This is a genomic window from Microbacterium sp. T32 (assembly GCF_001619615.1).
Lineage (GTDB): Bacteria > Actinomycetota > Actinomycetes > Actinomycetales > Microbacteriaceae > Microbacterium.
Window position 1 is genome coordinate 1 of record NZ_LQQP01000023.1, and the last position, 22,068, is coordinate 22,068.

A 22,068-nucleotide genomic window follows, 5' to 3' on the forward strand; every position below is an offset into this window, starting at 1 on the left:
CGGCGGGGAGGGTGTCGGGGTCGTAGGTCACCCGCCGGTCGGGGGAGAGCGCCCGCACCTCGTCGGCGATCGCCCGTGCGTAGACCGCGACGCCGTGCGGTCCCGCGGGCGTCAGCAGGACGGGACGCACGCTCATGCCGCTCGCCATCGACGCAGGAGCGGCGCGAGCCGTTCCACCGCCGCGCTCACGAAGGCGGGGTGCGCGGCGTACCACCGACGATGGGCCTCGGCGACGGTGTCGGCGTCGAGCGTCTCGCCCGCGACGATCCAGTCGCGTCGGGGCTCGGCATCCAGGTTCCAGGTGTCGACGACCCACGGCTCGAGCGGCGCGTGCACGTCGGCGAGGATCGGGCGCCCGGGGTCGACCGCGGTGCCCGGCGCGCCGAGGGCCGCGACGATGCGCTCGCCCAGCGGCAGGAACACGGCGTTGCCCGGGTGGTTCACGGTGCGCGCGAGGTCGGCGACGACGGGGGCGTACAGATCGGATGCCACGACGTCGACGCCGAGGGCCTCGCGGCGGCGCAGCTCGGCGAGGGAGTCCTCGGCCACGGATCGCACCGCCTCCACCGGGAGGGTGGCGGCCACCGGGAGCCCCGCCGCCTCCGCGAGCAGCCGGACGTCGTGGTACGCCACGAGCGGCGAGTCCTCGTCGACGCCGGGCACGCGGATCGCGGCCTGGAACGGGTGCAGTCCGCCGAAGCGGAGCGAGGGCACGACGACCGTCCGGGCGTGGGCGGGCAGCGCCGCGCGCAGCTGGGCGGTGCCGAGCGGCAGGCCGCGGTAGTCGTCGCGGATGGGCTGGACGATGAGGAACGACGCGCGCGCCAGCAGGCGGTGCAGGCGTTGGGCATCCGCGGCATCCATCTCGTGCACGGCCGGGATCCGCACGCCGGGGTGCGCGTCGTTCGACACGACGAGTCGGATCGACTCGGCCTGGCAATTGCCCACGACGACGCCGTACCCCTCGGGCGCGGGAGCGTCGCCGAAGAACTCCGCGTAGTGCCGACGGCGCGCTAGCACCGCCGCATCCTCGTCCGCAAGGCTCTCGGAACCGCTCTCACTGCCGCGCATGATGTGAACGTACGCCGTCGGTGCCGTCGCCTTCGCAACGGTCCCGTTGCCTTGCGACCTCTCTCCTGATGCGATACACGCCCCCACCGCCGTAGCACAGGAGGACTCCCGATCGACACCGCAGCCCCTCGCCGGATCCGAGTCGCCGCCGTGCCCGCCGGGCACCCGTACACCCGAGCCGTGACCGACGAGCGCGTCGTCGACCTCCGGTCCGACCCGCCGCCGCCCGGCGCCGCCCCCGGGCAGTGGTGGCCGCCGCAGGTGCTGCTGCCGACGTGGCTCGACGCGCACGCCGACGAGATCGACCTGGTCCACGTGCACTTCGGCAGCGAGTCGTACTCGGCGGACGAATTGACGGCGACGGTGGATGCTCTCCGCCGCCGCGGCATCCCGCTCGTCTACACGGTGCACGACCTCGAGAACCCGCAGCTGACCGACCAGCTCGCGCACCACGCCGCCCTCGCCGTTCTCATCGGGGGCGCCGACGCCCTCACGACCCTCACGGCCGCGACCGCGGCGGAGGTGGAACGCGACTACGGCCGCTCCCCCGAGGTGATCCCGCACCCGACGCTCGTCGACGGCGGGACCCTCCCCACCGGACTCCCGCGCACGGCCACCCGCGTCGGCGTCCACCTGCGCGATCTCCGGCCCAACATCGACGGCGTCGGGACCACCGCGACGCTCGTCCGCGCCGTCGCCGACCTCCGGGCGCGCGGGGTGGACGTCGAGGCCGTGGTGCGCCTCAACGAGAGAGTGCGCGACGCCGAGGCCGCGGCATCCGTCCACGCCCTCGCCGGGAACGCCGACGGCGTGACGCTCGAGCGGTCGCCACGCCTCGACGACGACGCGCTCGCGGCGTGGCTCGCCGACCTCGACGCGTGCGTGCTGCCGTACTCGCACGGCACGCATTCCGGGTGGGCCGAGCTCTGCTACGACCTCGCGGTCCCGGTCGTCGGCACGCGCGTCGGCCACGTGGCATCCCAGCACCCGGGCGACTTCCACCTGTTCGGCCTCGGCGATCCGGTGTCGCTGGAGCGGGCGATCGTGGATGCCACGGCCCCCGCGTGGTCGGTCCCGGGGTCTGACGCACGGGCCGCCGAAGTCGCCCGCCGTCGCGAAGAGCGGCTCGACGAGCGCGAGCGGGTGCGGGCGGCACACGTCGCGCTGTACCGCCGGTCGCTCCGGGCGGAGCACGCGGCATGACCCGCGCGCTGAACCGCATGCGGGTACTCGTCGTCGCCCCGTCGCGGTACCCGCTGCGCCAACCGCACGCCGGCGGCCTCGAGGCGACGGTGTGGGACCGCGTGCGGTGGCTGCGCGACCGCGGACACGAGGTGACGCTGTGTGCCGCGGAAGGTTCGGACTTCCTCGAGGACTCGGCCTACGCCCTGCCCGCGCCGGAATGGTCGCGCGTCGAGGACGCCTCCGACACCGGGTACCCCGAGGGGTACGCCGCGGCGACCGACGCCGCACACGCGGCGCTCCTCGAACGCCTCCGAGACGAACGGCACCGCTTCGACGTCATCGACAACCACAGCCTGCACCCCGCTCCGATCCGGTGGAGCCGGGATGCCGGCATCCCGGTCGTCACGACCTTGCACACGCCGCCGCTCGAACCGCTGCTCGAGGCCGCCGCGTACGCCCGCGGGAGCGCGCACCGCTTCGTCGCGGTGAGCCAGGCCACCGCCCGCGCGTGGTCGGTGGAGGGCGTCGATGCCTTCGTCTTCCCGAACGGCATCGACACCGACCGCTGGACCCGCGGACCGGGCGGCTCGCGGTGGGTGTGGTCGGGGCGCATCGTGCCCGAGAAGGCCCCGCACCTCGCGATCGAAGCGGCCCGGGTCGTGGATGCCGAGATCGTCGTCGCCGGGCGCATCGGCGACGTCGACTACTTCCAGCAGGAGGTCGCCCCGCGGCTGGGTGACCGCGCGCGCTACGTCGGCGCGCTGCATCAGCCGGACCTCTGCCGACTGGTCGGCGCCTCGGCCGTCGCGCTCGTGACACCCATGTGGGAGGAGCCGTTCGGGCTGGTGATCGCGGAAGCCCTCACCACCGGAACCCCCGTGGCCGCGTTCGACATCGGCGGGGTGTCGGAGGTGCTCGCCGGGATGCCGGGCACCGCCGCCGTCATGCCGGGCGACGTCACCGCGCTCGCCCACGCGGCCCGCGATCTCGCCGCCCAGGGGCAGCGCGAACCGCTGACGCGCGTGTGGACGCGGCGCGCGGCCGTGCGCGAGCACGCCCTGAGCCGCCGGTACCGCGACGTCGAACGCGTGCTCGCGCACACCGCGCAGCCGGCCGCCGAGCGCCGTGTTCCGGCGGTGTCGTGGTGATCGGCTGGTACGTCCACCATCACGGGTTCGGGCACGTGGCGCGTTTCCTCGCGGTGCACCCGCACCTGCGCGGACCCGTGCGCGCGTTCTCGTCGCTCCCCCGCCCCGCGGCGCTCGCCGACGACGTGGAGTGGGTCGTGCTCCCCGACGATGCCGACGCGGTCGAACGCGAGGACGGCAGCCGCTTCGACCCGCGGCACGCCGACCCGACCGTCCGCGGCGCGCTGCACTGGGCGCCGCACGACCACCCCGGGCACCGCGCCCGCCTCGCGCGGATCGCCGCCGGTGCCGCGGATCTTCGCGCGATGGTCGTCGATGTGAGCGCCGAGGTCGTGGCCTTCGCGCGACTGCTCGGTCTCCGGACCATCGCGGTCACGCAGCCGGGCGAGCGCACCGACGCGGCGCACGCGCTCGCGTACGACCTGGCCGACCGCATCCTCGCGCCGTGGGCGCACGGCGCCGTCCCCGCCGGAGCCTTGGCGGCCCGCACCGACCGCGTCGTGTGGACGGGCGGAATCTCGCGGTACGACGGGCGAGGAGCGACCACGCCGGACGCCGGCCGCACCGTGCTGTTCCTCGGCCGCGTTCTCGACGACGACGTGCGCCGGGATGCCGAGCGCCTCCTCGCCGCGGCCGGATGGCGCACGCACGCCGTCGGGCACGACGCGGACTCGCGCATCGACGACCCGTGGCCGCTCGTGACCTCGCACACCGTCGTCGTCAGCGCGGCGGGACAGAACAGCATCGCCGACCTCGCCGCGGCGGGAGCGCGCGCGGTCGTCGTCGCGCAGGACCGTCCCTTCGACGAGCAGCGTCACACCGCGTGCGCGCTGCACCGGTGGGGGCTCGCGCGCGTCGCGCCGGAGGGCGTCGACGCCGCGGGGATCCTCGCGCTCGTCGAAGCCGCCGCGTCCGACGAGCCCGACTGGTCGCGGTGGCAGGTGGTCGGCGCCGCCCAGCGCGCCGCCGAAGCCGTTGAGGCGATGCTGCCGTGAGGATCGCGGTCCTGACGGTCGCCTCCGCCGCCCGACGCGCACACCTGGAACGCCAACGTGCGGTGCTCGCCGAGGTCGCGCCGGACATCGCCCGGGTGGAGGTGTTCCTCGACGCGGCGCTGCCCGACGGCATCCGGGATGCCGACGTCCGCACGCTGCACGTGCCGCCCGGCCCGCACGGACTCCGCGTGGGCGCGGGACGCAACGCGGCAGCCGCGGCCGCGATCGCGGAGGGGGCGGAACTGCTCGTGTTCCTCGACGTCGACTGCCTGCCGGGACCCGAGGTGTTCGCGCGGTACGCCGACGCCGCCGCGGCCCACCCCGACGCGCTGCTCGCCGGGCCGGTGACGTACCTGGCGAGCGTGCAGCGTCCGGCCGTGGCCGACCTGCCGCACGTGACGCGCCCGCACCGGGCACGGCCGGCGCTGCCCGCCGGCGAGACGCGCGTCGCGGAGCCGGACGAATACGACCTGTTCTGGTCGCTGTCCTTCGCCGTCACCCCGGCGACGTGGCAGCGCCTCGGCGGCTTCCACGACGCCTACGAGGGCTACGGCGCGGAGGACACCGACCTCGCATGGACCGCGCGGGCCGCCGGCGTTCCGCTCGTGTGGACGGGCGGGGCGGATGCCTATCACCAGTGGCATCCGGTGTCCTCGCGGCCCTGGCAGCACCTGGACGACATCCTCCGCAACGGCGCCGCGTTCCACCGCCGCTGGGGCGTCTGGCCGATGCGCGGATGGCTCGAGGCGTTCGCCGCCGCCGGCGCGATCGAGCGCCGCGGCGACGCGTGGGTGCGGTCCCCCCGCGCGTGAGGGGTCAAGAATTGTCGCTTCGGCTGGGCCCGAAGCGACAATTCTTGACCCCTCACGCGCCTGACATCAACCCAGCGCCGCGCGCAGCGCGTCGACGATGCGCGTCGCGCGCGGGTCCTCGGACTCCATACGGTTCGTCACGAACGCGAAGCCCACGCGGGCGTCGAGGTCGGCGAACGCGACCTGCCCGCCGGCGCCGTCGTGCCCGATGCTGCTCGAGCCGAGGTAGCGGCGGGCCTCGGAGTCGAGCTGCATCCCGGCGCCCCACTCCGGCCATGGCGCGGGAGCGTCGAACACCGGAGCACCGCTCGTCCGCACGGCCCCGGCGGCACGGACCGTCGCGTCGTCGAGGAGCCGCACGCCCTCGGTCTCGGCCACGGTCGCCGACCACATCGCCGCGAGCGCGCGAGCGGTCGCGATTCCGCCGGCGCCGGGGATCACCGCGGCGCGGACGTCGTCGGCGTTGAAGCCGTCGTCCTCCGTCACGAGAGTGGGCGGCAGGGCGCCGCCGAGGGTCATCGCCCGGTCGAGCCAGTCGACGCCGTGGGGGTCGCGCGCGGCGGCCTGCGCGGCGACGCCCGCGGCGAGGGTCGGTCCCACCTCGAGGTGGGCGACGGATGCCGCGACCTCCGCCGGCATCCTGAGCCAGGCCCCGCCCCCGACCGCGTCCGCCATCTCGGCGAAGGCGGCGGAGATCCCGACTCCCCCGGCGCGCCGCACGATCTCGCCGGAGATCCAGCCGTGCGTGAGCGCGTGGTACGCCCACCCTTCGCCGGGGGTCCAGAGGGGCGCCTGCGCCGCGATGATCGCGGACACCGCGTCGAAGTCCAGCAGCTGGGTGCGGCTGACGTCGACGCGCGGCGCCGAGACCCCGGCGCGGTGCGCGAGCGCGTCGCCGACGGTTACGGTGTCCTTCCCCTCGACGCCGAATTCCGGCCACAGCTCCGCGAGCGGACGGTCGTAATCGAGGCGACCGGATGCCACGAGCCGGGCGGCGAGGATCGACATCAGGCCCTTGGTGCACGAGAACACCACGGTCGGGGTGTCGCGATCCCACGGGCGGCCGACGCGGGAGTCGGCGATGCCACCCCACAGGTCCACGACCTCACGACCGTCGACGCGCACCGACAGGGCGCCGCCCATGCCCGGGTGGCTCTCGAACGCCGCGCGGAACGCCTCGGCGACCGCCTCGAACCCGGATGCCACGAACCCCTGCGCCGCGGTCATCGGACGAGCTCCGTCACCACGAGACGGTCGCCGTCCCACGCGACCGGCAGCGGGTCGGAGAGCGTGCCGACGAACGCGCCGTCGGCGGCGACGTTCTCGAACGCCAACAGCACGGGTCGGCCGTCGGCGTCCTCCGCGATGCGTCCGCTGTAGAGGTTCTCGGGTGCCACGATCGTCGCGCGGCCGACGTCGTACGGGCCGCGGGGGTCGTCCAGCGCCACGGCCCAGATGCCGCCGCGCTCGCCGGCCCGGTCGCCGGCGAGGTGCGCGGAGTCGCACGAGAAGACCAGAGCCCAGCGCCCGTCGACCTCCACCACCTGCGGCACCTCGAGGTGCGCGAACCCCGCGCCGGGAGTGCTGCGCGGCGGCCGCACCTCCCACCGCACGAGGTCCGGCGACCACGCGTGCCCGACGACTCCGCGGTCGCGCCCCGGGCCGTCGACGGCGCGGGCGGTGACGAGCATGTGCCAGCCGTCCCCGTCGGGATCCGCGAACACCCACGGGTCGCGCCACGCCTCCTCGTGCCAGGTGCCGGCGGCGAGCGTCTCGTACCAGCGCGGGTCGGCCGCGACCACGACGGCGGGGTCCTTCCCCCACTCGGTCAGGTCCCGAGAGGTGGCGGCGAGCACCGTCTCGACGTTGGTGATCCGCCCCGGCTCGAGGAACCGTGACCCCGTGTAGAACATGCGCCACCCCGCCGCCGCCTCGACGATGCTGCCGGTCCAGGTGGCCGTGGCATCCGGAGCCTCTCCCCCGGCGGGCTCGAGCACCGTGCCGTGCACGGTCCACGAGCGCAGATCGCTCGAGGTCGCGTGCCCCACCGTGGCGTTGCGGTGGCGCAGGTCGGGGTCGCCGAGACTCGTCGGCGCCTGGAGGAAGAGCATGTGGTGGGTGTCGCCGTCGCGGGCGAGCCAGAAGTCCCAGACCCAGTGGTCGGGCAGCGTGAACGTCATGATGTCCGTTTCGGAAGGAGGATGGGGCCGCTCAGCCCTTGACGGCGCCCTGGACGAGCGCGCGGATGAACTGCCGCTGGAAGACGAGGAAGAGCAGCACGGCCGGCGTGATGATGATGAGCGCGCCCGCGTTCAGCAGCGGGATGCTGAGCGAGTACTGCCCCTGGAAGAAGGTGAGCGCGCCCGCGACGGTCCGCTGCAGCGGATCGGCGATGAGGACGACCGGGAGCAGGAACTGGTTCCAGGTCCAGATGAACAGCAGGATCGCCAGGGCCGAGAGGGCCGGCGTCGCCAACGGCAACTGGATGCTGCGGAACTCGCGCCACAGCGATGCCCCGTCCACGCGCGCGGCCTCGGACAGTTCGCGCGGGACGTTGATGAAGTGCGCGCGCATCCAGAACACGCCGAAGGGCATGTAGAGGCCGATCAGGGGGAAGATCACGGCCCACGGGGTGTTCACGGTTCCCATCGACTGCGCCTGGTAGTAGAGCGGGATGATCAGGGCCTCGAACGGGATGGTGAGGCCCAGCACGAAGAAGACGAGCACCCCGCGACCGAACCGCACCTGCAGCGACCCGAGGGCGTAGCCGGCGAGGGTCGCCGCGATGAGGCTCACGGGCACGACGCCGAGGACGATCACGAGGCTCGAGCCCATGAGCTGCCACACGTGACCGGTCTCGAACGCCGTGGCGAAGTTGCCCCACTGCGGGTCGGTCGGCCAGGTCAGGCCGGTCGGGTTGCGGTCGGCGGGCTGCAGCGCCGCCGAGAACATGCTGATCAGGGGCAGCAGCGTCACCATCGCGGCGACGGCGAGGAGGACGGTTCCGAGCACGCGCTCGGTGCGGCTGGCGATCACGAGTCACTCGCTCTCGAGAGGCGTTGGATGGGGAGGACGACGACGAGCACCAGCACCATGAGCACGATGCCGAAGGCCGAGGCCAGGCCCACGTCGCTCTGCGTGAAGCCGATGCGGTAGATCGACAGACCGGGCACGAGCGTCGCGCGGCCGGGGCCGCCCTGGGTCGAGGTGTAGATGATGTCGAAGCTCGACAGCGCGGCGATGACGGTGACGGTGACGAGCACCGCGACCTCCTGCCGCAGGCCCGGCAGGGTGATGGTGAAGAACTCCCGCCACCAGCCGGCGCCGTCGAGCCGGATCGCCTCGTACAGTGAGACGTCGATCTTGCCGAGGCCGGTGAGCAGCAGCACGGTGCACAGTCCCGTGAGGACCCATGAGCCGATGAGGCCCACCGCGGGAAGAGCCGTGCCGTAGTCGGCGAGCCACGGCCGGGTGATCCAGCCGAGCCCGACCCAGCCGAGGATCTGGTTCACGGCGCCGGTCTGCGCGTACATCCACGACCACGCGATACCGGCGGCGGCGAGCGGGATGATCTGCGGCAGGAACAGCACCGTCTGCGCGGTGGCCGCGAACGCCTTGTACCGGATGCCACGGATCAGCGTCGCGAGAACCAGCCCGAGCCCCACGGGGATGATCGTGAAGAACGCGATGAGCACGAACGCGTTGCGGATCGCGCCGAGCAGGTCGGGGTCGGTGAAGACGGTGAGGTAGTTGCCGAAGCCCACCCACCTGGCCACGCCGATGCCGTTCCAGTCGTAGAACGAGTACTGCACACCCTGAAACAGGGGCCAGATGACGAACGCGACGTAGAAGCCGAGCGCGGGGACGAGGAGCAGCCAGCCGGCGAGGGTGGCCCGGCGGGCCACTGCGCGTGCAGCGGCCCGCCGAGGCGGTGCGGTCGTCGTCGCCGGGTCGGCGGCGTCTGTTCGGGGGGCCGCCGCGACGGCGACCGCACGATCGGTCATTACTTGCCGACCTCGCTCTCGTAGAACTTCTGCACGCGGTCGACGAAGTCCTGACCGGTGATCTGGCTGGTCACCAGCAGCTGCGACTCGGGGATGATCGAGCCCGCGTAGATGCCGGCGGTGGTGTTGGCCATGAAGTCGACCTGGCCGTTCTCGGCGCCGATCTGCGCCGACATCTTCAGCGCGTTCTCGATGAGGGAACCCGGCTGAACGGTCGGGAGCGCGAGGCTCGGGTCGCCACCGGGCGAGGCGCCCGTGACGTCGACGATGGTCTGCCGCGCCGCGGGGTCGGTGTGCACCCAGTTGAGGAAGTACACGATCTCGTTGAGGTGCTTCGACTTCGCCGCGACCGAGAACGAGTTGGCCGCCCCCATGGCGACGTGGTTCGCCCCGGCCTCGGCCGGCGGCACCAGGAAGAAGCTGACGTTGTCGCCGAGCGCCTTCTGGTAGTTCGCGGCCTCCCAGTTGCCGTTGAACGTGAACAGACCCTCGCCCGCCCCGAAGCGGCTCGTGAAGGTGAAGTAGTCGATCGCGTTGATGTCGGACGGGAAGTACCCGGCATCCGCCCACTTCCGGATGAGTTCGGCACCCTGGACGTTGCCCGGCTCGTCGTAGCGCGCGCCCGGCTCGTTGAACATCCACGACAGGAACTGGTCCTTGTCGACGTACTGGTTCATCGCGGCCTGCACGACGAAGTTCACCACACCGTCCTTGTCGCCCGCCATGATCGGCAGGATGCCGGCGGCCTTGGCCTTGGCCATGTCGGCCTCGAGCTCGGCCAGCGTCTGCGGCGGGGCGGTGATGCCGAGCTGCGACGCGAGGGTGTCGTTCATGTAGATGCCGGTGATGCTGTAACCGAGGCCGAGCTGGTACAGCGACCCCGAGCCGCGGATGCCGTCCTCGCTCATGCGCAGCGGCGCGAGCTGCGACGCCGGCCAGGCGTCCCAGCCGTACGCGTCGAAGTACGGATCGAGGTTGGCCACGAGCCCGTCGCGCACGGTGTCGCCGAGCGTGGGGAGGCGGATCAGGTCGGGAGGGGTGTCGCTCGCGAGGAGCTTGGGGGCGTTGGCGGTGAGGTTCTGGAACGTGTCGCGCGTGATGGTGAACGTCACGTTCGGGTGCTGTTTGGTGAACTCCTCGGTCAGCTTGTCGGTGACGGGGAATCCGGTCTCGTCGGCGATCGTGAGCTGCACCGGGTCGCTGGTGAGCTCGGTGCTGACGTCGGTCGCGGCGGCGGTCTGCGGTGCGGCGGCACCGGGGGCGCAGCCGGCGAGCAGTGCGCCGGTGAGCCCGGCGATCGCCGCGAGCGCGAGGGGCGCGACGCGACGGGTTCGCGAGCGCGGGGTACGGGTGGACATGTCGACTCCTTCGTCTGTGCTGCGGGTACCCGAACGGGGTGTTTCTGGCGCGATCCTTCCTGCGGTACAGTGCTGAAAGGATTTAGCAGGGCTATTTACTCAGACCGCTTCGGCCCTGTCAAGATTCGACGGAGGATCGTTACCGTCGGCACCGTCGCCGACGACCCGGGAGGTGGGCATGGTCAAACGCGTCACGCTGAGCGATGTCGCGCGCCGCGCGGGGCTCTCCCCCTCCGCGGCATCCATGATCCTCAACGGCCGACCCGACACCCGGCTCTCGCGCGACGCGCACGAGCGCGTCCTGGCCGCCGCCGCCGAACTCGGGTACCGCCCGAACGTCGCCGCCCGCGCGCTGAGGACCCGCACCTCCCACACGATCGGGTTCGTCTCGGACCTCGTCGCCACCACGCGCTTCGCGAGCGGTCTCATCAAGGGCGCGCTCGGCGCGGCGGAGGCCGCCGGACACGTCGTGCTCGTCGCGGAGACGGGCGGCGAGCCCGAACGCGAAGCCGAGGCCGTGTCGGCACTGCTCGATCGGCAGGTGGACGGGGTCATCTTCGCCTCGATGCGGGCGCGCGAGATCCTCGTCCCGCCGATCCCCGCCGGCGTGCGGGCGGTCATGCTCAACGCCACGAGCGAAGCGCACGGCTGCAGCGTCCTGCCCGACGAGGAGACGGGCGGGCGTCGAGCGATCGAGCTGCTCCGGGATGCCGGCATCCGCGACGACATCCTGCTCCTGGGGTACGACGCCGAGGCCGAGCGCGATCTGTTCCGCTCGGCGACGGTCGCCGCCCGCGTGCGCGGGATCTACGACACGATGACGCGCGAGGGCATGGCCTTCTCGCGCGAGGAGTCGATCTGGCTGTGGGAGCCCGATCACGGACACGAGGTCACGGCGCGGGTCCTGGCATCCGGTCCCCCTCCCCGGGCGATCGTGTGCCTCAACGACCGTCTCGCGTTCGGCGCCTCGCAGGCGCTGGGCGAGGCCGGGCTGCGGGTGCCGGACGACGTGGCGCTGGTCTCGTTCGACAACGACGAGCTGGCCGCGTACCTCCGCCCGGGCCTGACGACGATCGGCCTGCCGCACGAGGCGATGGGCCGCCGCGCCGTCGAGCTGCTCCTCGCCCCCGACGGCCCTCCCCCCGGCGAGCACCTGGTGGAGATGCCGGTGGTGATCCGCGCCTCGCTCCCCTGACGCTCCGCACGATCGCGTGAGGGGTCAAAAGTTGTCGCCTCGGCACGCCGGAAGCGACAATTCTTGACCCCTCACGCCAGACGAGCAGGGGGGATGCCGGGGGCCTAAGCGCTCCGGAGCCAGGCCGACGCCTCGCCGGGCAGCGCGCCGTCCGCGACCGGAGCGCTCGAGAGCAGCACCTCACCCGCGGGGAGCTCGACCGGCTCGGTGCCGAAGTTCGTCACGACGGTCCATCCGTCGGGGCGGGCGAAGGCCACCACGTCCTCGCGGCCGAGGTCGACCCACTCCAGCTCCTCGGCGGTCTGCAGCCCGTGCCGCAGATCGAGGGCGCGGCGGTACAGCGACAGGGTCGAGTCGGGATCGCCGTCCTGGCGGTCGACGGCGTACGCGGCGAACCACTCCGGCTGCGGCAGGTGCGCTCCGCCCGCGCCGAAGCCGAACGCGGCGTCGGAGGCGCTCCACGGCAGCGGCACGCGGCATCCGTCCCGCCCGATATCGACACCGGGGCTGCGGAAGAACGTCGGGTCCTGGCGGGCGGCGTCGGGGATGTCGGCCACCTCGTGCAGGCCGAGCTCCTCGCCCTGGTACAGGTACGCCGAGCCCGGGAGACCGAGCACGAACAACGCCGCGGCGCGGGCGCGGCGGGCGCCCCGCTCGGCGTCGAGCGCGGGCTCGGTGCCGCCGGCGAGCAGCCACTCGTTGCCGTGCTTGCGGGTGGGCCGACCGTCGGCGCCGCGCTCGGCGTCGGGCAGGCCGTAACGCGTGGCGTGGCGCACGACGTCGTGGTTCGACAGCACCCACGTCGTCGACGACCCCGACTGCGCGGCGAGCACGAGGTTGTCGGCCACGATGCGACGGAACTGGCCCGCGTCGAAGTCCGCCTCGAGCAGGTCGAAGTTGAACGACTGTCCCAGGCTCTCGATGCTCGCGTACAGCGGCACACGCGAGGGGTGCACCCACGCCTCGGCCACGGCGGTGCGGGGCGGGTCGTACTCGTTGAACACGGCGCGCCACTCGGCGTACACCTCGTGCACGTCGTCGCGGTCGATCAACGGGTGGTTCCCGTCGATCGGCAGCGCGGCGAGCTCGGCTGCCGAGGGCAGCGGCTCGCTGAGGTCCTTCGTGAGCATGTGCGCGACGTCGATGCGGAAGCCGTCGACGCCGCGGTCGCTCCAGAAGCGCAGGGTCTTCACGAAGTCGGCGCGCACCTCGGGGTTCGCCCAGTTGAGGTCGGGCTGCGACACGTCGAAGTTGTGGAAGTACCACTGCCCGTCCGCGACGCGCTCCCACGCGGACCCGCCGAACACCGACTGCCAGTCGGTGGGCGGCTCGGATCCGTCGGGTCCGGTTCCCTCGCGGAAGATGTAACGGTCGCGCTCCGCGGAACCGCGGCCGGCGGCGAGCGCCTCCTGGAACCAGGCGTGGTCGTTCGAGGTGTGGTTCGGCACGATGTCGACCACGACCCGGATGCCATGGGCGTGCAGCTGCGCGATGAGCTCGTCCATGTCGGCCAGGGTCCCCAGGCGCGGGTCGACGTCGCGGTAGTCGGCGACGTCGTACCCACCGTCGGCGAGCGCCGACGGGTAGAAGGGGCTGAGCCAGATGGCATCCACCCCCAGTTCGGCGAGGTACGGGACCCGGGAGGTGATGCCGGGGATGTCACCGAGGCCGTCGCCGTTGCTGTCGGCGAAGCTGCGCGGATACACCTGGTACACCACGGCCTGGCGCCACCAGTCGGGGGCGTCGGAGAGCTCGCGGGCGTGCACGGAGGGTGCGGCGGTGGTCACGAAGGATCCTTTCGAGGGGTGGCGGGTCAGCCCTTGACGGCGCCCTGCGTGACACCGGCCATCACCCATCGCTGGGTGAACAGGTAGGCGACGATCGCGGGGGCCATGGCCATGAGGTAGGAAGCGAAGGCGACGTTGTAGTTGTTGCTGAACTGCGTCTGGAACAGGTTCTGCCGCACGGGCAACGTCTGCAAGGCCGGATCGCTGATGATGAGCGACGGCATCATGAAGTCGTTCCACGCGTACAGGAAGGCGAAGATGCCGACCGTGGCGCTCATCGGGGCGAGGAGCGGGAAGATGAGCCGCCAGAACGTCTGCCACGTGGTCGCCCCGTCGATGCGCGCGCTCTCCTCGAGCTCGAGCGGGATGGAGCGCAGGAACGCGGTGAACAGCAGCACGCTGAAGCTGAGCTGGAACATCGTCGCGAGCACGATCACGCCGAACGGGTTGTCGAGGCCGACCCGGCCGGTCAGCTGGATCTGCGGAAGAGCGACGACCGGGAACGGGATGAACATCGCCGCGAGCAGGTAGAAGAACGAGTACCGGAACAGCTTGCGGTCCCAGTTGCGGGCGATCGCGTACGACGCGAAGGCCGCGAGGACGATCGTCGCGACCACGGTGCCGGCGGTCACGAGCAGCGAGATCGCCAGGCCGACCGGGAACTTCGTGAGCGTCCACGCCTGCACGAAACCGTCGAAGCTGATCGGCGTCGGGAACGAGAAGGCGTTGCCGTCGACGACCTGCGCGCCGCTCTTGAGCGCCATCGTGACGGTGACGTACAGCGGGAGCAGCACGGTCACGGCGCAGAGGATCAGGACGGTGGTGGCCGACCAGTTGATGCGTTCGGTGCCGACCCGGCGGAAGCGGCCGCCGGTGCGACGGCGGGACGGGACGGAGAGTTCTGCCTGCTCGAACGCGAGCGCGGGCTGGTTCACGGCGGTCATGCGAGGGTGTTCCTTCCGCGGGTCAGCGAGAGCTGCAGGAGCGAGATGGCGACGGCGACGAGGAAGAAGAGGGCGGCGTTCGCCATCTGGTAGGCGTAGTCGCCGCCGTTGAAGCCGAGGATGATCGACATCGCGACGCTGCGCGTCGAGGTGCCGGGCCCGCCGCCGGTGAGGCCGACGATGATGTCGTAGGCGTTGAGGAAGCCCTTGAAGCCGAGGATGACGTTGATCACGACGTAGCCGGCGACGAGCGGCAGCGTGATCCGCAGCAACTGCTGGGCCTTCCCCGCCCCGTCGAGCCCGGCCGCCTCGTAGACATCGCCCGGCACGGACAGGAGCCCGGCGATGTAGATCAGCAGCGTCCCCGGGATCGCCTGCCACGCGGTGACGATCACGATCGCGACCCACGCGAGGTCGGGGTTGGCGAGCAGGCTCGACTCGAGCCACGGGATGCCGAGGGCGCTCCCCGCCTGCGGCAGGGAGTTGCTGAAGAGGAAGTTGAAGACGTAGGCGATGATGATGCCCGAGATCACCATCGGGATGACGAAGACCGTCCGAAGCGCCTTTTTGAAGCGGATCTGCGCGGTGAGCCCGACGGCCAGGAGGAACGCCGCGACGTTCACGACGATGACCGTCGCCACCGAGAACCCGAACGTGAACAGGTAGGACTGGAGGATCGCCGGGTCGCTGAAGATCGCGATGTAGTTCGTGAAACCGACGAAGTTCCACTCCCCGATGCCGATGGAGTCGGTGAAGCTGAAGAAGATGCCGATGATGCCGGGCACCGTGATCGCCAGCGTGAACAGCACGAGCGTCGGGATGAGGAAGAAGTAGTAGATCGGCTCGACCCGGCGGGTGCTGCGGCGCGCGGACGCCTTGCCGCCGGTGACGATGGTCGTGGTGGTGGTCATCGCTGGCCCCCTTCGGCTGTGGCGGTCGGCGCGGTGGCCGCGGCCGACGCGTCGGCTGTGGCGATCGGCGCGGTGGCGGGCGCCGCGGCGTCGCTCGTCGATGCGGCGGGCTGCCGGAAGGCGAGGCGCGCCCAGTCCTGGTCCATCGTGCGGAGGGTGGCCTCGGGCGAAGCGCCGAGGATCATCGCCTGCGCATAGTTGAACGTCGGGATGGTCTTCGGCACGAGCACCGACGCGCCCTGGTAGATCCGGCCCTCGTCGTAGTACGGGATCATCCCGGCCACGCGCGGATCACTCGGGGCGGGGGCGTTCTTCGTCGGGGCGAACCCGAGCTGCGACTCGTTGTAGGCCTCGATGATCCGCGGCTGGTAGAGGTACTCGAGGAAGTCGCGAGCGGCATCCTGGTGTCGGGATCCCTCGGGGATGATGGCCGCGAGGTCCATGTTGACCCGGACTTTCAGGTCGTTCGGGTCGTCGGTCATCGGGAGTGGGAAGGTGCCCACGCGCAGGTCGGGCGAGGTCTTCGCGATCTCTCCGAGCGCCCACGGTCCCTGCAGGTACATGCCCGCCTGGCCCTGCGCGAACGCGAGGTTGCCGTCGCCGTACGCCCGGCTGTCGGCATCCGGGTTCGTGTAGGTCGAGGCGAGCTGGGTCATACGGTCCATGGCCTGGCCGAAGTCCTTCTGGAACGACACCGTCGAGTCGGGGCCGACCCGGTCGCCCTCGGCCGCGAGCGCGTCGAAGAAGTCGATCACGTTCAGCGAGCCGCCGACCGCGTAGTCGTACCAGCCCTGTCCGACCGTCCAGTCGTCCTTGAAGGTGCCGTAGAACGGCGCGATTCCGTTCGCCTTGAGGGTTTCGGCGGTCTGGACGAGCTCGTCCCAGGTCGTGGGCACCGAGAGTCCGAGCCGGTCGAAGATCTCCTCGTTGTAGATCACCGACGCGGCCATCACCGAGTACGGCAGCGCGCTCGTCCGTCCGGGGCAGACGCCGTACTGGTCCATGAGGGGCTGCAGGTCGTCGCGGACCGTCGCCGCGGCTGCGGTGCCGGAGAGGTCGCTGAGCGCGCACCGCTGCACGAACCGCGCGACCTCGTAGTTGTAGTTGGCGAGCATGATGTCCGGCGGGTTGCCGCGGACGAAGCTCGCGGACACGACGTCGACGCCCGAGGCATCCATCTCCACGCGGACCTTGTCCTGCGAGGCGTTGTACTCGTCGACCACCTGGCCCATGAAGCCGAGGGCTTCGCGCTTGCTGAACGTGAAGCGGATCGTCTCGCGGCCGTCGGCGGAGCAGCCGGCGAGCATCGCTGCTCCCAGAGCCGTTACCGCCAGCGCCGCGAGCCCGCGTCGCACCGTTGTCTTTCTCGACACCTGTTCCCCTCGCATCCTTGCGATCTTGAATCGGAGATTAAATCTACTCGCCAAATCAATGTGTTGACGGCAGTATTGCATCAGGCACGAGAGGGGTCAAGAACCGATGACGGATGCCACAAGCTCGCTGCCATCACTCCGGCGCCACAGTCTCGACGCGGTGCTGGCGTACGCGTGGGACACCGACGTGTTCACCGCCAGCGACGTCATGTCGGCGGTCGCCCTGACCCGCTCGACGACGATCGACGTCCTCGACGAGCTCGTCGCGCGCGGGCTGCTGGAGGAGCTGCCCAACGCGCGCGCCGTCGGCGAATACTCCAAGGGGCGGCCCGCCCGCCGGTTCGCGCTGCGCGCCGACGCCGCGCTCGTGGTCGGAGTGGATGCCGGCCGGGGGCACGTGACCGCGACGGTCGCCGACCTCCGCGGGGCCCCGATCGCCACCTCGCGCTTGTCGATCGACCCCGAGCGCGACTCCCCCGAGCGGCGGCGCCGCGCGGCCGAGAAGGTCGTCGACGCGACGCTGACGCGCGCCCACGCCTCGCGCGACGCCCTCGTGGCGGTGTGCGTGGGCGTGCCCGCCCCGGTCGACCGCGCGGGCCGCTCCCCCGTGCACCACGACGGCTTTTGGCAGCGGATGAACCCCGACTTCGTCGACACCTTCGCGTCGTGGGCGCCGGTCGTCCGGGTCGAGAACGACGCTTCGCTCGCCGCGGTCGCCGAGCACGCGCAGGGCGCCGCCGTGGGCTACGACGACTTCGTGGCGCTGCTCGCCGGCGAGCGGTTCGGCGCCGGGCTGTGGCTCGACGGGCGGCTGCTGCGCGGAGCGCACGGCGGCGCCGGTGAGACGGTGGCGTTCGACCGGGTCGAGGGCGTCGGCAGTGCGTACGGCCTCGCGCCGCGGTGCGTCGACGCCGCGCGCGCAGCGATCGCGGCGGGCACCCTGCCGTCCGGCAGCGCCTTGGCCGACGTTCCCCCGGACGACCTGGATGCCAAGCGCATCCTCGACCTCGCCGCCTCCGGCGACCCGGGGGCCCTGGCCGTCGCGGCCGAGGTCGGCGGTCAGCTCGCGATCGTGACGGGGCTCCTCGGGAGCCTCTTCGACGTGCGCCGGGTCGTGATCTCGGGCGCGATCGCCGCCGGCGCGGGGCCGATCATCGCCGCCGCGACCGAGACCCTCCCCGCCGCGCTGCACCTGCCGCCGCCCGAGATCGTGGCCTCGCCGCTCGGTGCCGACATCGTCTCGACCGGCGCCGTCGCCGCCGCGATCGAGGCGACCCGCGCCCGCGCGATCGACCTGGAGCCCTTTTCCCTGCCGGCCGAGCGCGCGCGGGCCTGAGTCCGCGCGCGCGTGAGGGGTCAGTTTTTGTCGCTTCGAGCGAACCGAAGCGACAGAAACTGACCCCTCACGCCCACCCGGGGGCGCAACCCGTCGCCCGGACGGGCGCCGGCGGATAGCCTCGGGGGCATGCCCGACTGGCCCGCGCACGTTCTCTGGTGGCACCTGTACCCGCTGGGGTTCGTAGGGGCGCCGATCCGCGACGGCATCGACCCCGACGCGGAACCTTCGCACCGGCTCGGGCGGATCGAGCCGTGGCTCGACCACGTCATCGAGCTCGGCCTGAACGGTCTGCTGCTGGGGCCGATCTTCGCATCCGAGACCCACGGGTACGACACCGTCGATCACTTCCGCGTCGACCCGCGGCTCGGCGACGACGGCGACATCGACCGGCTGCTGGCCGCGGCGCGGGGGCGTGGCATCCGGGTCCTGTTCGACGGCGTCTTCAATCACGTGGGGCGCGGGCATCCCGCGTTCCAGGCTGCCCTCGCGGGCGGGGATGCGGCGCTGTTCCGCGGCGCGTGGGTCGACGGCCGGTTCGAGCCCGAGGTGTTCGAGGGGCACGGCGCGCTCGTCGCGCTCGACCACTCCTCCGACGCCACCGCCGACCTCGTGGTCGACGTCATGTGCCACTGGCTCGCGCGCGGAATCGACGGCTGGAGACTGGATGCCGCCTACGCCGTGCCGCCGGAATTCTGGGCGCGCGTGCTCCCCCGCGTGCGCGAGCGATTCCCCGAGGCATGGTTCCTCGGCGAGGTGATCCACGGCGACGGGGCGGCGATCGTGAACGCGTCGACGATGGACTCGCTGACCCAGTACGAACTGTGGCAGGGCATCTGGCACGGCATCGCCGACGGCAACTTCTTCGAGCTCCGTCACGCGATCGAGCGGCACGACGAGCTTCTCGCGACCTTCGTCCCACAGACCTTCGTCGGCAACCACGACGTCACGCGGATCGCCTCGGCCGTGGGGTCGGAGTTCGTCCCGCACGCCCTCGCCGTGCTCTTCACGGTGGGCGGCACCCCGTCGGTGTACGCCGGCGACGAGTTCGGCTGGACGGGCGTCAAGGAGCAGCGCGAAGGCGGCGACGACGCGGTGCGTCCGGAGTTCCCCGCGACCCCGGCGGACGTGACCGACGTCGATGAGCGCATCCTCGACGCGCATCGCGCGCTCATCGCCCTGCGCCGACGGCATCCGTGGCTCTGGCGCGCCCGCACCGACGTCGTCGAGGTCACGAACGAGACCCTCGTGCTGCGCACGGCCGTGGATGCCGAGGCGGTCATCGTCGCGCTGAACCTCGGCGACTCGCCCGCGTCGCTGCCGGCCGCCGACGCCCGGGCCCTGTCCGCCGGCGACGCGTCCGTGCGGGACGCCCGGGTCGACGTCCCGCCCCGCGGCTGGGCGGTGCTGTCCTCGCACGCGTGAGGGGTCAATTTCTGTCGCTTCAACGGGATGGAAGCGACAGAAATTGACCCCTCACGCGCCAGAAACCCGGAAGCGGTGCTCGGGGCGGCCCGTCGAGCCGTAGCGGAGGCCCACCGTGACCAGGCCCCGCTCGGCCAGCGTCGTCAGATGCCGCTGCGCGGTCGCGCGCGAGACGCCGATGCGATCCGCGACCTCCGTCGCCGACGCCTCGTCGTCGCCGAGCGCCGCGAGAATCGTCTGCTCGGTCGCCGAGCGGGCGAGCGAGGCGCCGTCGCGCTCGCCCCGCATCACCGCCGCGGCGCGGTCGATGTCGTCCTGCGTCAGTGATCGCGGCGTCGCGAGCAGGTTGCGGTAGCGCGCGTAGCGGTCGAGGCGTTCGGCGAGGACGCGCGTGTCGAAGGGCTTCACCAGGAACGCCAGCGCCCCGGCCGTGAACGCGCGCCGCACGGTCGCGGCATCCGTCGCCGCCGACAGCACGAAGGCGTCGAGCCCGAGCGATCGGACGAGCTCGATCCCGTCGCCGTCCGGCAGATACACGTCGGCGAGCACGAGGTCGGGAGCGTGTGCCGCGACCGCCGCCCTCGCCTCGCCGACGGTGCGGGCGGGTTCCAGCGCCGCGAAGCCCGGGCGCGCGTCCACGGCGTCGCGGTGGAGCCCCGCCACCCGGAAGTCGTCGTCGACGACGAGCACACGGATATCGGTCATCTCTCCTGCTCCGTTCCGGAATGCAGCACGCCGGGCAGTCGCGCCGCCACCACCGCGCCGCGGCCGGACCCGCCGGCATCCACGATCCAGACGTCTCCCCCGCGCCGCCGGGCGAACTCCCTCGACAACGGCAGCCCGACCCCCAGGCCGTGCACGGCGGCGGGGTCGTCGGTTCGGTCGCGCGGGGCGAACGCGGCGTCGACGTCGACGATGCCGCCGCCGGTGTCGGCCACCGTCAGCACGATGTCGGCGCCGTCGCCGAGCACAGCGACCTCGACCTCGCGGGGTTCGCCGCCGGATGCCGCGGCGCTCACGGCGTTGTCGACGAGGTTGCCGAGCACGGCGACGACGTCCTCCACGTCGGCGACGGTCGACGGCAGCCACGTGTCGTCGCTCACCCGCAGCTCCACCCCGCGCTCCCGCGCGGAAAGCCCCTTCGCGCCGAGGAACGAGCGCAGCATCGCATCGCCGACCAGGTCGAGACCGGGAACGGCCCAGTCGACCGAGCCGCGGTCCACGAGGTCGGCGAGGAACTCCCGAGCCTCGGCGGTGCGCCCCGCGTCGAGCAGCCCGACGGCGGCGTGCACGCGGTTGGCGTTCTCGTGGCGCTGGACGCGCAGCGCGTCGCCGAGCGCGCGGACGCTGTCGAGACGGTCCGTGAGCGCCACGACGTCGGTGCGGTCGCGCAGCACGGCGACGCGGCCGAGCGCCCGCGGCCCGCGCCGGACCGGCCCGACGTCGACGAAGACGATGCGGTCGCCGATCGGCATCCCGGTCGGGGCTCCGGATCCGGCGAGCGCGGCGAGGACCGCGGCCGGCAAACCCAGGTCGTCGAGCCGGCGTCCGACGGCACCGGTCACCCCGAGGAGCGTCTCGGCCGTGGTCGTGCACACGCGGATGACACCGGTGTCGTCGATGGCCACGACCCCCTCGTCCGCGCTCTCCAGCACGGCTGTCTGCGTCTGCACGAGGGCGACGAGCTCCTCGGGCTGCACGCCGAGCGTGACCCGTTCGAGGCGTCGGCGCATGAGGAGCGCCACCGCGACGCCGAGTCCCACGGCCACGACCACCGCGATGCCGATGCCGATCAGCAGCGCGGGGAGGTCGTCGAACACGCTCGCGCGCTCGAACCCCACGCTCACCTCGCCGACCGGGTCGCCTCCCCCGGGCGGGTACACCGGCACTTTGGCGCGCGCGGATTCGCCGAGCGTCCCGGTCTCCCACGTCACGACCTCGCGCCCGGCGAGCGCGTCGGCGAAGCTCGTGCTCACGACCTCGCCGAGGCGGTCGGGGTCGGGATGCGCGAGACGGATGCCATGGTCGTCGGTGATCACGACGAACAGGCCCTCGGTCCGCGCGGTGACGTCGGAGGCGTAGCGCTCGAGCGTGCCGCCGCGCAGGGACGCGGCATCCGGAGTTCCCGGGTCGGCCGAATACTCCGCGACGAGCGCGCGAACTTCCGGGGCCTCGGCCACGGACCGGGCGATGTTGAGCGCGGACGAATCGGCTTCGGCGCGGAGCTGCTGGATGCCGAGTCCCGCGAACACCGCGGTGCACACGGCCACCACCGCGACCATCGTGGCGATCTGCACGAGGAGCATCCGGGTGGCGAATCGCATGACACCTCCGGACGCCGTCGTGCGCGAAATGCGCAGAACCTACGCTACGCGCACAACGCCGCTCAATGCGAGCAAGCGCGCGCGGGGGCACCGCGCTCCGTAGCCTCGGCCCATTCCCCGGCGCGGAGCGTGCCGGCATCCACGACGAAGGAGTCGCGATGACCCCCCACATCCTCTCGGCCGCGGGCCGACGACTACGC

Annotated in this window: 19 protein-coding genes; 7 read left to right on the forward strand and 12 right to left on the reverse strand. The window is 72.3% G+C overall.

Translation table 11 applies throughout. From position 1 onward, the window contains the following. Nucleotides 1-132: 132 nt before the first annotated feature. On the reverse strand, nt 133-1,071 hold the full coding sequence (locus tag AVW09_RS12285) for a WcbI family polysaccharide biosynthesis putative acetyltransferase (RefSeq protein WP_063258353.1): 939 nt from the start codon (nt 1,069-1,071) through the stop codon (nt 133-135). 150 nt (nt 1,072-1,221) lie between these two features. On the opposite strand from AVW09_RS12285, the gene AVW09_RS12290 reads away from it, so the two are divergent. From AVW09_RS12290 to AVW09_RS12305, 4 genes are read left to right on the forward strand one after another with little or no spacing between them, the layout of a single operon-like run. After that, nucleotides 1,222-2,274 (forward strand): glycosyltransferase, encoded by a 1,053-nt coding sequence (locus AVW09_RS12290; protein ID WP_063258354.1) that lies wholly within the window; start codon nt 1,222-1,224, stop codon nt 2,272-2,274. After that, nucleotides 2,271-3,404: a glycosyltransferase gene (locus tag AVW09_RS12295; RefSeq protein ID WP_063258355.1), complete on the forward strand. Its 1,134-nt coding sequence runs from the start codon at nt 2,271-2,273 to the stop codon at nt 3,402-3,404. The genes AVW09_RS12290 and AVW09_RS12295 overlap by 4 nt, the downstream gene beginning before the upstream one ends. Then, on the forward strand, nt 3,398-4,399 hold the full coding sequence (locus AVW09_RS12300) for a glycosyltransferase (RefSeq protein WP_063258356.1): 1,002 nt from the start codon (nt 3,398-3,400) through the stop codon (nt 4,397-4,399). Before AVW09_RS12295 ends, AVW09_RS12300 begins: the two co-directional genes overlap by 7 nt. After that, nucleotides 4,396-5,211 carry a glycosyltransferase family 2 protein gene (locus AVW09_RS12305; RefSeq protein WP_063258357.1) on the forward strand — a complete coding sequence of 272 codons (816 nt, stop codon included), beginning with the start codon at nt 4,396-4,398 and terminating at the stop codon, nt 5,209-5,211. The genes AVW09_RS12300 and AVW09_RS12305 overlap by 4 nt, the downstream gene beginning before the upstream one ends. A gap of 66 nt (nt 5,212-5,277) precedes the next feature. On the opposite strand, the gene AVW09_RS12310 is transcribed toward AVW09_RS12305, so the two are convergent. Genes AVW09_RS12310 through AVW09_RS12330 form a run of 5 tightly spaced genes read right to left on the reverse strand, consistent with a single transcriptional unit; the run spans nt 5,278 to nt 10,573 of the window. Then, complete coding sequence (locus AVW09_RS12310; protein ID WP_063258358.1) at nt 5,278-6,438, reverse strand: serine hydrolase domain-containing protein; 1,161 nt, start codon at nt 6,436-6,438, stop codon at nt 5,278-5,280. After that, nucleotides 6,435-7,391 (reverse strand): family 43 glycosylhydrolase, encoded by a 957-nt coding sequence (locus AVW09_RS12315; RefSeq protein ID WP_063258359.1) that lies wholly within the window; start codon nt 7,389-7,391, stop codon nt 6,435-6,437. Before AVW09_RS12315 ends, AVW09_RS12310 begins: the two co-directional genes overlap by 4 nt. Nucleotides 7,392-7,422: 31 nt before the next feature. Further along, on the reverse strand, nt 7,423-8,247 hold the full coding sequence (locus AVW09_RS12320; RefSeq protein WP_063258360.1) for a carbohydrate ABC transporter permease: 825 nt from the start codon (nt 8,245-8,247) through the stop codon (nt 7,423-7,425). Further along, nucleotides 8,244-9,215: a carbohydrate ABC transporter permease gene (locus AVW09_RS12325; RefSeq protein ID WP_231901835.1), complete on the reverse strand. Its 972-nt coding sequence runs from the start codon at nt 9,213-9,215 to the stop codon at nt 8,244-8,246. Before AVW09_RS12325 ends, AVW09_RS12320 begins: the two co-directional genes overlap by 4 nt. After that, nucleotides 9,215-10,573, reverse strand: coding sequence for an ABC transporter substrate-binding protein (locus AVW09_RS12330; protein ID WP_063258361.1), 1,359 nt, complete (start codon nt 10,571-10,573; stop codon nt 9,215-9,217). Before AVW09_RS12330 ends, AVW09_RS12325 begins: the two co-directional genes overlap by 1 nt. A 178-nt stretch (nt 10,574-10,751) precedes the next feature. On the opposite strand from AVW09_RS12330, the gene AVW09_RS12335 reads away from it, so the two are divergent. Then, nucleotides 10,752-11,768: a LacI family DNA-binding transcriptional regulator gene (locus tag AVW09_RS12335; RefSeq protein WP_063258362.1), complete on the forward strand. Its 1,017-nt coding sequence runs from the start codon at nt 10,752-10,754 to the stop codon at nt 11,766-11,768. A 104-nt stretch (nt 11,769-11,872) separates the two neighbouring features. Here AVW09_RS12335 and AVW09_RS12340 read toward each other — a convergent pair whose 3' ends face one another. From AVW09_RS12340 to AVW09_RS12355, 4 genes are read right to left on the reverse strand one after another with little or no spacing between them, the layout of a single operon-like run. After that, nucleotides 11,873-13,555, reverse strand: coding sequence for a glycoside hydrolase family 13 protein (locus tag AVW09_RS12340; protein ID WP_063258363.1), 1,683 nt, complete (start codon nt 13,553-13,555; stop codon nt 11,873-11,875). A 26-nt stretch (nt 13,556-13,581) separates the two neighbouring features. Further along, on the reverse strand, nt 13,582-14,499 hold the full coding sequence (locus tag AVW09_RS12345; protein WP_063258364.1) for a carbohydrate ABC transporter permease: 918 nt from the start codon (nt 14,497-14,499) through the stop codon (nt 13,582-13,584). Further along, a complete protein-coding gene (locus AVW09_RS12350) occupies nt 14,496-15,410 on the reverse strand; it encodes a carbohydrate ABC transporter permease (RefSeq protein ID WP_063258365.1) in 915 nt (304 codons plus the stop codon). Before AVW09_RS12350 ends, AVW09_RS12345 begins: the two co-directional genes overlap by 4 nt. Then, nucleotides 15,407-16,783, reverse strand: coding sequence for an ABC transporter substrate-binding protein (locus tag AVW09_RS12355; protein WP_082822961.1), 1,377 nt, complete (start codon nt 16,781-16,783; stop codon nt 15,407-15,409). The genes AVW09_RS12350 and AVW09_RS12355 overlap by 4 nt, the downstream gene beginning before the upstream one ends. 106 nt (nt 16,784-16,889) lie before the next feature. Between AVW09_RS12355 and AVW09_RS12360 the strand changes: the two genes are divergently transcribed. Further along, nucleotides 16,890-18,119 (forward strand): ROK family protein, encoded by a 1,230-nt coding sequence (locus AVW09_RS12360; RefSeq protein WP_063258367.1) that lies wholly within the window; start codon nt 16,890-16,892, stop codon nt 18,117-18,119. Nucleotides 18,120-18,248: 129 nt separating this feature from the next. Further along, the gene (locus AVW09_RS12365) at nt 18,249-19,544 is read left to right on the forward strand and encodes an alpha-amylase family glycosyl hydrolase (RefSeq protein WP_063258368.1); all 1,296 of its coding nucleotides are present in this window, start codon (nt 18,249-18,251) and stop codon (nt 19,542-19,544) included. A 51-nt stretch (nt 19,545-19,595) separates the two neighbouring features. On the opposite strand, the gene AVW09_RS12370 is transcribed toward AVW09_RS12365, so the two are convergent. Together AVW09_RS12370 and AVW09_RS12375 are read right to left on the reverse strand one after the other, a co-directional pair. Next, nucleotides 19,596-20,249 carry a response regulator gene (locus AVW09_RS12370; RefSeq protein WP_063258369.1) on the reverse strand — a complete coding sequence of 218 codons (654 nt, stop codon included), beginning with the start codon at nt 20,247-20,249 and terminating at the stop codon, nt 19,596-19,598. Continuing rightward, a complete protein-coding gene (locus AVW09_RS12375; protein ID WP_231901836.1) occupies nt 20,246-21,868 on the reverse strand; it encodes a sensor histidine kinase in 1,623 nt (540 codons plus the stop codon). Before AVW09_RS12375 ends, AVW09_RS12370 begins: the two co-directional genes overlap by 4 nt. Nucleotides 21,869-22,068: the final 200 nt, after the last annotated feature.

Bases quoted from the DNA above. Each gene is read 5' to 3' on its own strand.
- AVW09_RS12285 (WP_063258353.1), bottom strand. From the start codon at position 1,071: ATGCGCGGCAGTGAGAGCGGTTCCGAGAGCCTTGCGGACGAGGATGCG.
- AVW09_RS12295 (WP_063258355.1), top strand. From the start codon at position 2,271: ATGACCCGCGCGCTGAACCGCATGCGGGTACTCGTCGTCGCCCCGTCG.
- AVW09_RS12375 (WP_231901836.1), bottom strand. From the start codon at position 21,868: ATGCGATTCGCCACCCGGATGCTCCTCGTGCAGATCGCCACGATGGTC.
- AVW09_RS12345 (WP_063258364.1), bottom strand. From the start codon at position 14,499: ATGACCGCCGTGAACCAGCCCGCGCTCGCGTTCGAGCAGGCAGAACTC.
- AVW09_RS12310 (WP_063258358.1), bottom strand. From the start codon at position 6,438: ATGACCGCGGCGCAGGGGTTCGTGGCATCCGGGTTCGAGGCGGTCGCC.
- AVW09_RS12325 (WP_231901835.1), bottom strand. From the start codon at position 9,215: ATGACCGATCGTGCGGTCGCCGTCGCGGCGGCCCCCCGAACAGACGCC.
- AVW09_RS12365 (WP_063258368.1), top strand. From the start codon at position 18,249: ATGCCCGACTGGCCCGCGCACGTTCTCTGGTGGCACCTGTACCCGCTG.
- AVW09_RS12335 (WP_063258362.1), top strand. From the start codon at position 10,752: ATGGTCAAACGCGTCACGCTGAGCGATGTCGCGCGCCGCGCGGGGCTC.
- AVW09_RS12330 (WP_063258361.1), bottom strand. From the start codon at position 10,573: ATGTCCACCCGTACCCCGCGCTCGCGAACCCGTCGCGTCGCGCCCCTC.
- AVW09_RS12350 (WP_063258365.1), bottom strand. From the start codon at position 15,410: ATGACCACCACCACGACCATCGTCACCGGCGGCAAGGCGTCCGCGCGC.
- AVW09_RS12370 (WP_063258369.1), bottom strand. From the start codon at position 20,249: ATGACCGATATCCGTGTGCTCGTCGTCGACGACGACTTCCGGGTGGCG.
- AVW09_RS12315 (WP_063258359.1), bottom strand. From the start codon at position 7,391: ATGACGTTCACGCTGCCCGACCACTGGGTCTGGGACTTCTGGCTCGCC.
- AVW09_RS12360 (WP_063258367.1), top strand. From the start codon at position 16,890: ATGACGGATGCCACAAGCTCGCTGCCATCACTCCGGCGCCACAGTCTC.